The sequence below is a fragment of the Pseudomonadota bacterium genome (genome assembly GCA_011049115.1).
In the GTDB taxonomy this organism is placed as follows: Bacteria; Desulfobacterota; Anaeroferrophillalia; order Anaeroferrophillales; family Tharpellaceae; genus DSCM01.
Window position 1 is genome coordinate 1 of record DSCM01000024.1, and the last position, 12,314, is coordinate 12,314.

15 protein-coding genes and 1 tRNA gene are annotated in these 12,314 nt (G+C 54.6%); 2 read left to right on the top strand and 14 right to left on the bottom strand.

Annotated features, from left to right (window positions below; genetic code table 11):
* Window positions 1–64 precede the first annotated feature (64 nt).
* The 6 genes from ENN66_02060 to ENN66_02085 all read right to left on the bottom strand — a co-directional run bounded on the left by ENN66_02060 (window position 65) and on the right by ENN66_02085 (window position 5,524).
* Window positions 65–151: transfer RNA gene (locus tag ENN66_02060), tRNA-Leu, on the bottom strand.
* A gap of 47 nt (window positions 152–198) precedes the next feature.
* Window positions 199–1,521: a class I SAM-dependent RNA methyltransferase gene (locus ENN66_02065; protein HDS15404.1), complete on the bottom strand. Its 1,323-nt coding sequence runs from the start codon at window positions 1,519–1,521 to the stop codon at window positions 199–201.
* Complete coding sequence (gene argB, locus ENN66_02070) at window positions 1,409–2,290, bottom strand: acetylglutamate kinase (GenBank protein ID HDS15405.1); 882 nt, start codon at window positions 2,288–2,290, stop codon at window positions 1,409–1,411. Before argB ends, ENN66_02065 begins: the two co-directional genes overlap by 113 nt.
* Window positions 2,291–2,358: 68 nt before the next feature.
* Window positions 2,359–3,777 (bottom strand): ATP-dependent protease ATPase subunit HslU, encoded by a 1,419-nt coding sequence (gene hslU / locus ENN66_02075; protein ID HDS15406.1) that lies wholly within the window; start codon window positions 3,775–3,777, stop codon window positions 2,359–2,361.
* Window positions 3,778–4,335, bottom strand: coding sequence for an ATP-dependent protease subunit HslV (gene hslV, locus ENN66_02080; GenBank protein HDS15407.1), 558 nt, complete (start codon window positions 4,333–4,335; stop codon window positions 3,778–3,780).
* Between the two features lie 256 nt (window positions 4,336–4,591).
* Complete coding sequence (locus ENN66_02085) at window positions 4,592–5,524, bottom strand: tyrosine recombinase XerC (GenBank protein ID HDS15408.1); 933 nt, start codon at window positions 5,522–5,524, stop codon at window positions 4,592–4,594.
* A gap of 286 nt (window positions 5,525–5,810) precedes the next feature.
* Between ENN66_02085 and ENN66_02090 the strand changes: the two genes are divergently transcribed.
* Complete coding sequence (locus ENN66_02090) at window positions 5,811–6,749, top strand: TonB family protein (protein HDS15409.1); 939 nt, start codon at window positions 5,811–5,813, stop codon at window positions 6,747–6,749.
* A gap of 14 nt (window positions 6,750–6,763) precedes the next feature.
* On the opposite strand, the gene ENN66_02095 is transcribed toward ENN66_02090, so the two are convergent.
* The 6 genes from ENN66_02095 to ENN66_02120 all read right to left on the bottom strand — a co-directional run bounded on the left by ENN66_02095 (window position 6,764) and on the right by ENN66_02120 (window position 10,522).
* The gene (locus tag ENN66_02095; GenBank protein ID HDS15410.1) at window positions 6,764–7,012 is read right to left on the bottom strand and encodes a zinc ribbon domain-containing protein; all 249 of its coding nucleotides are present in this window, start codon (window positions 7,010–7,012) and stop codon (window positions 6,764–6,766) included.
* 41 nt (window positions 7,013–7,053) lie between these two features.
* A complete protein-coding gene (locus ENN66_02100) occupies window positions 7,054–7,419 on the bottom strand; it encodes a YggU family protein (GenBank protein ID HDS15411.1) in 366 nt (121 codons plus the stop codon).
* A gap of 18 nt (window positions 7,420–7,437) precedes the next feature.
* Complete coding sequence (locus ENN66_02105; protein ID HDS15412.1) at window positions 7,438–7,743, bottom strand: YggT family protein; 306 nt, start codon at window positions 7,741–7,743, stop codon at window positions 7,438–7,440.
* Window positions 7,744–7,911: 168 nt separating this feature from the next.
* Window positions 7,912–8,847, bottom strand: coding sequence for a peptidoglycan editing factor PgeF (gene pgeF / locus ENN66_02110; protein ID HDS15413.1), 936 nt, complete (start codon window positions 8,845–8,847; stop codon window positions 7,912–7,914).
* Complete coding sequence (locus tag ENN66_02115) at window positions 8,696–9,718, bottom strand: RluA family pseudouridine synthase (GenBank protein ID HDS15414.1); 1,023 nt, start codon at window positions 9,716–9,718, stop codon at window positions 8,696–8,698. Before ENN66_02115 ends, pgeF begins: the two co-directional genes overlap by 152 nt.
* Window positions 9,719–10,522, bottom strand: coding sequence for a tetratricopeptide repeat protein (locus tag ENN66_02120; protein HDS15415.1), 804 nt, complete (start codon window positions 10,520–10,522; stop codon window positions 9,719–9,721).
* 26 nt (window positions 10,523–10,548) lie between these two features.
* Between ENN66_02120 and ENN66_02125 the strand changes: the two genes are divergently transcribed.
* Window positions 10,549–11,430 (top strand): hypothetical protein, encoded by an 882-nt coding sequence (locus ENN66_02125; protein HDS15416.1) that lies wholly within the window; start codon window positions 10,549–10,551, stop codon window positions 11,428–11,430.
* 110 nt (window positions 11,431–11,540) lie between these two features.
* Here the strand turns inward: ENN66_02125 and ENN66_02130 are convergent, their stop codons facing one another.
* On the bottom strand, window positions 11,541–11,747 hold the full coding sequence (locus ENN66_02130; protein HDS15417.1) for a zinc ribbon domain-containing protein: 207 nt from the start codon (window positions 11,745–11,747) through the stop codon (window positions 11,541–11,543).
* Window positions 11,734–12,075 carry a transcriptional regulator gene (locus ENN66_02135; protein HDS15418.1) on the bottom strand — a complete coding sequence of 114 codons (342 nt, stop codon included), beginning with the start codon at window positions 12,073–12,075 and terminating at the stop codon, window positions 11,734–11,736. The genes ENN66_02130 and ENN66_02135 overlap by 14 nt, the downstream gene beginning before the upstream one ends.
* Window positions 12,076–12,314 lie beyond the last annotated feature (239 nt).

Here is a 12,314-nt window from a genome sequence, read left to right on the forward strand (position 1 = left end):
CACCAACCATCGATGAAAACAAGGGGTTACGACCAGATGATCGTAACCCCTTGTTTGTTATCGATGGTGCCGGAGGTCGGAATCGAACCGACACGGGGTTGCCCCCGCGGGATTTTGAGTCCCGTGCGTCTACCTGTTTCACCACTCCGGCGAGGTCTCGGCTATTAACAAAAAAACCGGGCCGCTGTCAAGCGGGATTTAAGGGCCGATCAAATCCGCTTGGCCTTCGCTCTTTGTGTCCGCCCCGGAATTCTCCTTTCGGCCGGCATACAGGGGATAGGACGCCAACTCACAGGCGATACCGCCATTATCAAAAAACCAGTGGTGCTCGGCCCGCAGCCCGACCTCTTGCATAAGGCGGCGGTTGCCGCTGAAAATAAAGGCTTCATAGCCGGCGCCTTTGCGTTTGAGAAAATCACCGAAACGACGATAAGTAGCCCTCAGTTCCGTTTCCGAGCCCAGCCGCACCCCATACTCAGGATTGCAGAAAATGACGCCGCCGCCTGGCGGCACCGGGGTTTCGGCAAAATCACAGGTTTGAAATTCGATCACTTCCGCAACCTCGGCGCGGGCGGCGTTGGCCTGGGCCACCTTGATGATCCGCGGATCGATGTCGGTGGCAATGATGCGGAGTTTACGCCCCGGACGCGCGCGCCGCCGGGCCTCGGCCTGCAGACGAAGCAGTTCCATATTTTTATAGCCCGCCAGCGACTGAAAAGCATAATGCCGGCGCAACAGGCCGGGAACCCGGTTCTGGGCCAGCAGGGCGGCTTCAATCGCCAGCGTGCCGCTGCCGCACATGGGGTTGATAAAGGCGCCGTGACCGTCCCAGTTCGAAGCCATGACCAAGGCGGCAGCCAACGTCTCGCGCAACGGGGCCTTGCCGGGATCAAGCCGGTAACCTCGCTGGGCCAGGGTCGGGCCGGAGCTGTCAAGATAGATTTTAACCTGATCCTGCTGCCAGAACAGGTGGAAAACCAGCCGGTCCCGACGCGGGCCGGTGTCGGGGCGCCGACCGCGACACCGGCGCAGTCGATCGACAATCGCGTCCTTGACCCGCAGATTGGCAAAACGACTGTCTTTAATAGTCGGGTTGTCAACCACTGAAGTTACGGAGAAATAGCCCTCCGCAGACACCAGTTCCTCCCAGGTCAAAGGCAGCAGCCCGGCATAAAGCTGGTCCGGATCTTCAGCCTTGAATGAAGCCAGGCGCCATAAAACCCGCTGGCCGGTTCGCAGACTGAGGTTAAGCTGCAGAAGCACGGCAAAATCGCCTTTGGTCGTGACCGAGGTGGCGCGTTCCTCGATAACCGGCAGTTTCAATTCCCGCAACTCACGAGCGAGAAACGGAGCGACGCCGGGCGAACAGGGCAGGACAATCTGATGACGACCGGCAAGCAGCTCCATCTCAGACTCGAATCTCGGTGCCGACCCCTTCCGGGGTAAAGATCTCCAGCAACAGACAATGCGGCTGCCGACCGTCGATGATATGGGCCTTGGCCACGCCCGCCGCCAGGGCATCGAGACAGCAGGCAATCTTGGGCAGCATGCCGCCCTTGATAACCCCGCTCGCGACCATGGCTTCAACCTCCGGCCGATTCAGACTGCTGACCAGCTCTCCCTCACCATTGCTGACGCCGGGCACATCGGTCAGCAGCACCAGCTTTTCGGCCCGCAGGGCCGACGCCACCGCGCCGGCAACCAGATCGGCATTGATATTATAGGTTTCCCCGGCGGCATCAACCCCGACGGGGGCAATCACCGGAATGAAACCAGATTCATCCAGACGTCTGAGAATTTCCGGATTGACCCGATCCACCCGGCCAACCTTGCCGACATCGATAATTTCCGGCGGCTGATCGGCTTTCGGGGTATCGTACATCAGCAGTTTCTCGGCCTGCAGCAGGCAACCATCCTTACCACTCAGGCCCACGGCATTGCCGCCATGCTGATTGATCAGGTTGACAATGTTTTTATTGACCTTGCCGACCAGCACCATTTCAACCACATCCATGGTGTCCTGGTCGGTCACCCGCATGCCCTGAACAAAGGAACTTTTAATCCCCATTCTTTCCAGCACCTTGCCGATCTGCGGCCCGCCGCCATGCACAATCACCGGATTGATACCGATAAATTTCAGCAACACGACATCCCGGGCAAAGGATTCCTGCAGGTTTTCATCGACCATGGCATGCCCGCCATATTTGATAACCAGGGTCTTGCCGTAAAACTTTTTAATATACGGTAGCGATTCGCTTAAAATCGCGGCTTTCTGCAAATATTTTTCCATAGTTTCCGCTTCCAGACTGAAATTTTGGCTTCGCGATTCGACATGCAAGCCACGCAAGCCCCGCCAGCTTACAGAATGTAACGTCCCAGATCCTCGTCCTCGACCACATCATCGAGCTTGCGACGAACCTCGTCGGCATCGATCTTGACGGTCACGCCATTCATCTCGGAGGCATTAAAAGAAACCTCGTCCAGCAGGCATTCGAGCACCGTATGCAGACGCCGGGCGCCGATGTTTTCATGCTTGTCATTGACCAGACAGGCAATTTCGGCCAGCTGTTCAATCGCATCGTCGCCGATTTCAAGGGTAACCCCCTCGGTTTTCATGAGTTCGACGTACTGCCGAATCAGAGCGTTTTCCGGTTCCTTGAGAATGCGGATAAAATCATCCCGGTCAAGCGAATCAAGCTCAACCCTAATCGGGAAACGACCCTGCAACTCGGGAATCAGATCGGACGGCTTACTGCCGTGAAAGGCCCCGGCGGCAATAAACAGAATATGGTCGGTCTTGACGATACCGTACTTGGTATTGACCGATGAACCTTCAACAATCGGCAACAGGTCGCGCTGGACCCCCTCGCGCGAGACATCCGGCGTCGAGGTCCCCTCGCGGCCCACGACCTTGTCGAGTTCATCGAGAAAAACAATGCCATTCTGCTCGACCCGCTTCTTGGCCTCGCTGACCACCTTGTCCATGTCAACCATGCGCTGAGCTTCGCGCTCGATCAAAATCTCATAGGCCTCCGGGACCCTGACCTTTTTCTTCTTGGTCTGTTTGGGCATCAGATTTTCAAACATATCCTTAAGGTTGATATCCATCTCCTCAAAACCTCCGGCGGAAAAAATCTCGACCACCGGTGTCATCTGCTGGGTGATCTCAAGGTTTACGGTGCGCTCATCGAGCTTTCCCTGGCGAAAAAGCTTACGCAATTTTTCCCTGGTTTTATGCTGCCGCTCCGCCTGCCGGTCGGCAGCCGAAGCATCCGGCGCCCGGACCGATTCGGAGTTGTCGAAACGGCTGTCCACCGTGACTTCAACTACCGCCTCGGAAACCTCCTCCTCGCGAGCCTGTACCGGCGGCAGCAGCAGATCCAGAAGCAGTTCTTCGGCAATTTCACGAGCCTTGGCGCCGACAATTTCCGTCTCTTCCTGCTTGACCATGGTCACCGCCAATTCCGTCAGGTCACGAATGATTGATTCGACATCGCGTCCCACATAACCTACTTCGGTGAATTTGGAAGCTTCGAGTTTGATAAAGGGAGCCCGGGCAAGCTTGGCCAGACGCCGGGCGATCTCGGTCTTGCCGACCCCGGTCGGCCCGATCATGATAATATTCTTGGGCGCGATTTCGTCCCGTAAAAGCGGGTCGACCTGCTGTCGGCGCCAGCGATTTCTCAGGGCAATCGCCACGGCCCGTTTGGCATCATCCTGACCGACAATATATTTATCCAGTTCCACGACTATTTCTTTCGGGGTTAAAGTCGACATTCAGCTTTTTTCCTCCTTTGCCGGCTCTTTCGGCAAAATTTCCAGGGTTAAGCGATCATTGGTGTAGATACAGATTTCTGCCGTGATTTTCATCGCTTCCCGAACAATCTCCGGACAGGCCAGCGAGGAATGGCGCAACATGGCCCGAGCGGCGGCTTCGGCGTAAGGAGCTCCCGAACCAATCGCCACGACGTTGTCATCGGGCTCAATCACATCCCCATTACCCGAGAGCACGAAAGTATGTTCCTCGTCAGCAACAATCAACAGGGCCTCAAGACGCCGCAGCATCTTGTCCATACGCCAGTCCTTGGCCATTTCGACCGCCGCCCGGGTCAGGTTGCCGTTATACAGATCCAGTTTTTCCTCAAAGCGCTCAAACAGGGTAAAAGCATCCGCCGTCGAACCGGCAAAGCCGGCCAGCACCTGATTATCGAAAAGCCAGCGCACCTTGCGGGCGCCGTGTTTCATGACCGTATCCCCAAGCGTTACCTGCCCGTCGCCGCCCATGGCCACCTGATCATTACTCCTGACCGCCAGAATGGTTGTACCTCTGAACATTTTAGCTCCTGACTCGGATCACTCCGCTGTTAAAGCAATTGAATTTTGATGGCTTCGCGACCACGCCTGCGGCTTGTTCGCGAAGCAACCTTCCCGTCCAGGGCCGGACGAGCATCCCCGCGACGTACCTTTATCTACGCCGCAGGCCTTGGGTTTCTAAGCGCCTTGCAGCTGGAGCGGCTACCGTGCCATCCTGTTTTTCGCGATTTTCAAGGGTTGTTACGAGTTTTTCAAGTTCCATGCTCCTGCAAAAAAACTACTCCAACTTTCGTTCTTCGCCTTTGGCCAGAGGATGAGCACGATCGTAAACCTCGAGCAGCCTTTTCACATCGACATGGGTATAGCGCTGTGTCGTGGATAGGGAACTGTGCCCGAGAAGTTCCTGAATAGCTCGTAGATCGGCGCCATTCTGCAGAAGGTGAGTAGCAAAGGAGTGGCGCATGGCGTGCGGCGTCAAAGGCTTGCGCAAACCGATTTCCAAGCCATAACGCTTGACCATACCGGAAACCGAACGGGACGTCAGACGACCTCCCCTGGAATTGAGAAACACCGCTTCCCCGGCATCAGGCCGGGCTTTACCGCGCCGAGCCAGATATTTTTCCAGCGCCCGCAGCGCTATCTGGCCCAGGGGCACCATTCTTTCCTTGCGGCCCTTGCCCCGCACCCGGATTACGCCATCGTTGACGCGCAGACAGGCGAAATCAAGTCCGACCACCTCGGAAACCCGCAACCCGCAGGCATACATCAGTTCGAGAATCGCGCAGTCTCTGAGTTTGAGTTCGTCCTGGCCCGGGATCGAGGAAAGCAAGCGGGCGACCTCCTCTTCCTCAAGACAGACCGGCAGCCGGCGCCGATGGCGCGGAGCTCGTAAAAGAGCGGCTGGATTCTCGCTCAGGCCATGGCGACTGCCAAGATAAACGAAAAAGGTTTTTATGGCCACTAGTTTGCGACTGACCGTGGTCGCCCCGTCCAGTTGCATGCGGGCCCGAATAAAGCTTTGCAGATGACTTTCCCTGACCTGAAACCAGAGTGTCTCCTCAAAGGAACTGTCCGGATCAGCGAAAGCGTAGTTTTCAAGAAGAAAACTGTGGCATTGCTCAAGGTCGGAAGCATAGGCCCGAATGGTGTGGGGAGAGAGTTGTCGTTCAGACTCCAGATGGCGCAAAAACAGAGACCGCAGCTTCACCATAAAAAACCGCTTTCCGCGAGAGCCCCTTCCCTCAATTAGTATCTTACAGGTTATTTTCTTGTTTTTTTCAACATTTTCTTCAACCACAAAAACAAGAAAATGTTCTGATCAGAGTACTTATTTGCGGGCCGTGAAAAATCATTTGGGTTGCGGGATTATTCCCGCATTAGACAAATATAATTTCGCCCGGCTTGACTTTTTACAAATCGTTAGAGTACTTAAACGCGCCTTCAGTGACGACTCATTGTGAAACAAGCACTATCAGATTGCACGGGAAACAAGACCTTTGCCGGAAAGAAAAGAACCTCACTATCTCCTTATCTTTGTCATCCTCTCTTTGCTTCTGCATTGCGCCCTGGTGTTCTCCCTGCGCGACTGGCAACCAGCGCTCAAGGCCATGCAGGCTCTGCGGGAAAAGGAAAAGAAAGAGATTCCGGTACAGATTATTGAGCTGCCGCCACAAAAAGAACCAGAGGCGGTTGAACCACCACCAAAACCCAGTTTCCTCGCCGACCGCAATCTGAAAACGGAAGCGGAAAGCAGAAGCAAGGAAAGTCCCGTTTCCAGCCCGGCGCCGACCCCCAAACCGGCCCCGCAACCCCGACCGCAGAAAGCGGCGCCGAAAGTCCCCGTACACAAACCGGAGGTTCCGGCCGCCGAAACCGCCACCCGCCTCCCGGACCAGCCTCAGGAAACGTTGGCCCAAAAGCCTAAGCCGGCACCAACGCCGAAAACCGAACCCCGCCGGGAAACTGAGAAACCACTGCCGGAAATCAAAAAATTATTTCCCTCTTTCGAAGAGCTCACCAGATTCAACGAAGAACAGAGTCTGGAAAAATCGCAACCAGACGGCCGCCAGCAGCCCCGGCTTCCGAACCGGTTGAAAGAAACCAGAGAACTTTCACTCAACACCCTGGATTACAAGTTTCACTCTTATTATCTGGCCTTGAAGCGTAAGATCGAACTGGTCTGGGAATACCCGTTCGCGGCTCGCCAGGCCGGCGTTCAGGGGCATCTGCTGATCCGCTTCGTCATCAACAAGAATGGTTCTCTGGCCGAGGTTACGGTTCTGCGTTCATCCGGAGTCGACCTGCTTGATTCTGAAGCCGTGCGGGCCGTGCGCAATGCCGCGCCATTCCCTCCCCTGCCGGCCAGGATGGAGAGCGAAACCCTGACAATTACCGCCACTTTTGAATATCTGCTCTCTTATCGCTCCGTTTATTAAGACCGCTGCGCCTCTCAAACCGCCGCGGCTTCCTCCTTGGCCGCCTTCGGAGGCTCTGCGGGTTTACTCTCCTGAGAAGTCCGGTTCTTGCCGTAATCGGTCGCGTACCAACCGCCGCCCTTCAAAATAAAAGTGGTCGAGGAAACCAGCTTGCGTAACGTGCCGCCGCACTCGGGACAATCCGTAAGCGGGGCATCGTTGATCTTCTGCATAATGTCAAATTGATATTCACATCCTTCACACTGATACTCGTAAATCGGCATAGCTTCCTACCTCTGCTCCCATAAAATAAAAATCAAGGGTTTCAGTTATCATTTCCCCCGGCCTTCGGGCGCCGGGGAGCTTCTGCCATCAGGGTACACCCGTTCAGACTCTCCGCAATTTCACAGCGGCGAAGCAACTCTGCGCCGCTCAAGGTCTCGACCTGGATAGTTTTAAGCCTGGACTTCAAACCGGCAACCACCTCGACCTGGCTTTTCGACAAACCCAGCAACTCAGCCACAAATTCGCGACAAAGCCGGTTAGCGGCACCCTCTACCGGCGGAGCCGTCAACGAAATTTTAAGCGCCTCCCCATGCCGCCCAAGCAAACGATTACGAGACGACCGCGGCTGCACATGCACCCGGAAAACGACCCCGTCCTTGTTCTCCTGAAACCATAACCGGCTCATCAGGTATCGACCATCCAACTAAGGCGCCAGGGAATACGCAAACTGCATCAGGGTCTGGACCAAAAAGGACTGGAGAAAAAAAATCGCCAGCATGATCAGCATCGGCGAAAAATCAATTCCCCCCATGGCGGTCCAGGGGAACCAGCGTCTGATTCGATAAAAAACCGGTTCCGTGACCTGGTACAGAAAACGCACAATCGGATTGTAGGGGTCAGGATTAACCCAGGAGAGCAGAGCTCTGATAATAACGATCCAGAGATAAATACTCAAAACAACATCTAGGATTCTGGCCACGGCGATCAGCAGATTACTAAAAACATACATCGGCAATTCTCTCTTCTCGGTTTGGCGAAGTCCTGGTTTTGACCGCCGGAAATTCCGCTGCGGTCAAAAAAATCTTGAAACGACCAACACTCTGCATGTCACATCTTTAACCAGCCGCTCTCAGAACGATAAAGAGGAAGCGGTAAGCGACGTCCTTCCGACCTTTAATCAAGTCGGCAGAAGTCCGACAAAAGCCATCTGGCGGCCGCTTATACCATGATCACGACGGTAGGAGAAGCAGAAATCATGGCAGCAGGTGCACAGATCCAGGGCATAAAAATGCTCCTCCACAACCCCGGCGGCAAACAGCTGCGCGCGCTGCACCGCCAGCAAATCAAGATACCAGCCGGAGGACCGCCGCGCATACCAATGCGTCCGCCCCTCAAGCTCCGGAAGCCGGCGAAAAATATCCAGAACCTCGCTTCCGACCGCAAAACAGCAAGAACCAATCGCCGGCCCCACATAAACCTCAAGTTCCGCAATGGGCACCGCAAAACGCAGCTGCATTTCCCGAAGCGCCTCCAGAACCACCCCCCTGACCAGGCCCCGCCAGCCGGCATGAACCACGGCCACGGCTCGCCGGCGGCGGTCCACCAGGATCAGAGGCAGACAGTCGGCCGTCAGAACGCCAAGCAGGATTCCGGGGACACCCGTCACCAGCGCATCCGCCTCAAACTGCCCGAGATCACCGGAAGACTGGCCGCCATCGACCACCAGACAATGGCACCCGTGAACCTGCCGCACGGTCACCAGGGAGCGGAAAGCCCCCCCGCCGAGCTTCGCCAGCAGGGCTTCACGATTACGCCTGACCTGGCTTTCCTGATCACCAATCCGGTAACCCAGGTTAGCCGCCGCAAAAGGCCCGGTACTGAAACCACCAGACCGCAAAGTAAAACCGGCGACCACCTGCGGATGTCGCGCCACGCTAAAGTAAGCAGGCCCTGATTGATTGTCAAGCCTGAAAGGATAATCCACTTCGGTTTTCAGTTTTTGCCCCCAAGTCACCCAGAGCCTGCAGCAACGTTTCGAGATCCGCCGGCGGCGGGCTCTTAAACTCCAGATAGGCGCCGGTCTGCGGGTGACAAAAACCAAGCCTACCGGCATGCAGCGCCTGCCGGGAAAAGGCGGTAAGCAAAGCCCCGGCGGGCGCCAGACACGACTTTTTTTTCACCCCTTTGCGGCAATAGGTCTGATCGCCAACCAGAGGAAAACCGGCCTCACTCAAATGCACCCGAATCTGGTGCGTGCGTCCGGTTTCAAGACGCAGGGAAAGCCAGCTGCAATCGGCCTCCGGATAATAATGCAGAACCTTAAAGTTAGTCCGGGCCGCTTTACCGCCTCGAGAAACCACCGCCATCTTCTGGCGCTGCCGAGGATGGCGTCCGATAGCTGAGGCGAAAAAACCGCGCAACGGCAGCAACCGGCCATAAACCAAAGCGCGATATTCCCTGACAATACTGTGCGCTTTAAACTGCTCGGCCAGCCCCTGATGGGTTGCATCGTCCTTGGCCACCACCAGCAAGCCCGAAGTATCCCGATCCAGACGATGGACAATCCCCGGCCGCTGCACCCCGCCGATTCCAGCCAGATCATGACAGTGATACAGCAGGGCGTTGACCAAGGTACCGTCGGGGTTGCCCGCCGCCGGATGAACAACCATTCCGGCCGCTTTATTGACCACCAACAGAAAAGGATCCTCGAAAACGATCTCCAGAGGCAGGCATTGGGCCTGCATTGACAAGGGAATCGGCGCCGGAATCCGCAGGCTGATCCTGTCGCCGGTCTTGAGTTGACATGAAATTTTTGCCGGTGCCCCGTTGACCAGGACCGCTCCGCAACGAACCAGACTCTGAAGACGACTGCGGGAAAGTTCCGGCCGGCTTTCGACCAGGAACTGATCCAGACGACAACGTTCTAAAGCGGCATAAAAAAAATCAACGACCGGCAAGGATGCGAAATTTTCCGGGATTTCCATTCAGTCAACTTTGGTTTCCAGTTTCTGACTCAGTTTAGACAGCAGCAACTGAGCCTCGGGAAAGTCATTTTTCAAGGTCAGCGCCCTTTCCAGCATGGTCACAGCCTCACTCCAGGCTTTCTTGTCGATCAGGGCACGGGCCATATTGAAGAGCAAAACCGGATCCTGATCACTAATCTCCAGGGCTTTGCGATAGCTGTCCAAAGCCTGGTCAAACATCTTCATCCGACGCAGATCAATGCCGAACTCGTTAAAAACATGCTTGTTTTCTTCCTCAAAAAGAGCATCGATATGGGTGATCTTTTCGAGGATTTCCCGGGCCTGATCATCTTCGCCCTTCTCCAAATGGAGTTTGGCCAACCCGTAATTGGCCCTGACATGGTCTTCATCCAGCTTTAAGGTACACTGAAATTCAAACTCGGCACTGTTATACTCCTTGCGCCGCAGATGAAGATTGCCCTGCGAAGCATGACGGTCAGCCTTTTCCTTAATCCGCTGTTCAAACCGCGCACTCTTATTGGGGGAAACAAAGTCCGGTTTGGGCTGACAGCGCTGGAAAAAAACATCCCGTTCCACAATTTCGGTAATGCTGGTCGGCTGCCCCGCCATATTTAAAAGACTCAAGCGAATCTCACCCGATGCCAATTCTTCGGCAAAATAGATATTTTCTCCGGTCGTCGATCGTTTTGTGGCTCCGGTTCCCAGAGAAATCTTAACCGTCTCACCGAAATAACCATTGATTTTCCCCTGATTGGCTTCCGCCACCTCAATTTTATTTTTTCCCTCATCCGTCATCTGGCTCATCCTCTTTGGGTCCGCGCTCCGCGGCAATGACCGTCCACAACTCGCGCACAACTTGTTCTTGCCATTTATGCAGGAAACAGTTATGTAATTCAAGTGACGAATCAGAATCTTACTCTAATCTAAAAAAAAATCCAACCATGAATTCCTCCAAGCCGGAAAAACGAGCCCAAGTCTGCGAGTTCTGCCAAGTTATCCTGCAGAACCTGCCTTACGGCATCATTATCTGCAACCATTACGGGGAAATCATTTTCGCCAACCAGCTAGCCGCCTTCATGCTGCGCCGAAAGCAGTTGATGGGAGAGAAATTGCCCGAGATCATGGAAGACATTTCCGGATTCAGTAAAATCTGGCATGATCTGCTGGCCGGTAGCCCCAAAACTCCAACCCTGCCCTTTTCCGTAAAGCGAGACGATCCGGGCGCGGAAAGTGAGCCGAGCTCGCTTTCCATTCAAATCGACCGCTTGGCGAAAAAAAAAGGTTTGGAAGAGCTTGAGATAATTGCCCTGATTGAAGATTTAAGCCCCACCGAAACCCTTGACGCGGCGGATCGACAATATACCAGCAGCCTGGAGAGTTTGGTTGACGAAAAAAACAAGGAGCTGGAGTTTATTCAGCAGCGTCTGATTCAGAGCGAGAAAAAATCAGCCATGATTGAAACCGCCGGGGCGGTGGCCCACGAACTCAGGCAACCTCTGACCACGGTTATCGGCACCATCGAACTACTTAACAGCGAATCGACCTGGAACCGCGAGCCTCTGTTGAGCAAACGTCTCGACACCATCCATAAACAATGCCTGAGAATGGCCGACACCATCAAATACATGGAGCAGCTGGTCGAATATAAAACCCGACCCTATGTCAATGGAAGAATGATTTTAGATCTGAAGGAATCAAGCGGAAGAGAATAACTCCGGCCCACCCCGGCCGCCACAGCGACAACAACGGGGTACGCCTCAAAATCATATAAACCGGCATGGGTATAAAACAGCGGAAAGACCTTCCGCTCCAGGTTTCAGTTTCAGGCGAAAGCGGATTTCTTTCGCCCAGATGGAATCGCACAAGCGTTTTTTCGACTGACGCCGCATAACAAAGCCCCGGAAACCAGTTTGTTCAAACCCTGATGGCCGCAGCCGCGGCATTTCAGCTCCCCGCCGGCCGCCCCCAATTTCTGCAAAAATTCCATTCGGGCCCCGCAGACCGGGCACTCATATTCATAAAGCGGCATCCTGAAACTCCTCTCCGCAGGATCCGGAAACAGCCTGTCGGCAATCCATGCCGAAGTGTTCCATTAAAGTACCAATCAGAAGCTTACTGATCTCATCACTAACCCAATAACGCATGGCCACGCCTTCCCGGGCCGAATCCACGATCCCTTTGCCTTTCAACACGGAAAGATGCTGTGAAACCGTCGCCTGGGAAAGCTCCAGACAATGCCAAAGATTTTTAACACAACTTTCCTGAGTCAACAGGGTCTGGACAATCTGCAGACGTACCGGGTGTCCCAGAACCTTAAGTACTTCGGCAACCCGACAACAGATCTGATCTCTTTCCAAAAGTCACCTCCACATCTACTTAAAGCGCTGCCCGCAACAGCTTGAAACCGACACCGGAAACATGTTCATCGACCAGCCGGCAAACCTGCAAAGGATATTTATATATCGTAATCTCTTTCTCTTTTATAACCGGTTGACTTGAGACTGTCAAACTATTTGTCAAACCGAACCTGGCGAGCTCGTATTAACGCTTGAATCTCGCGACAACAGGATGGCACACTGTAACCGCTCCGAATGCG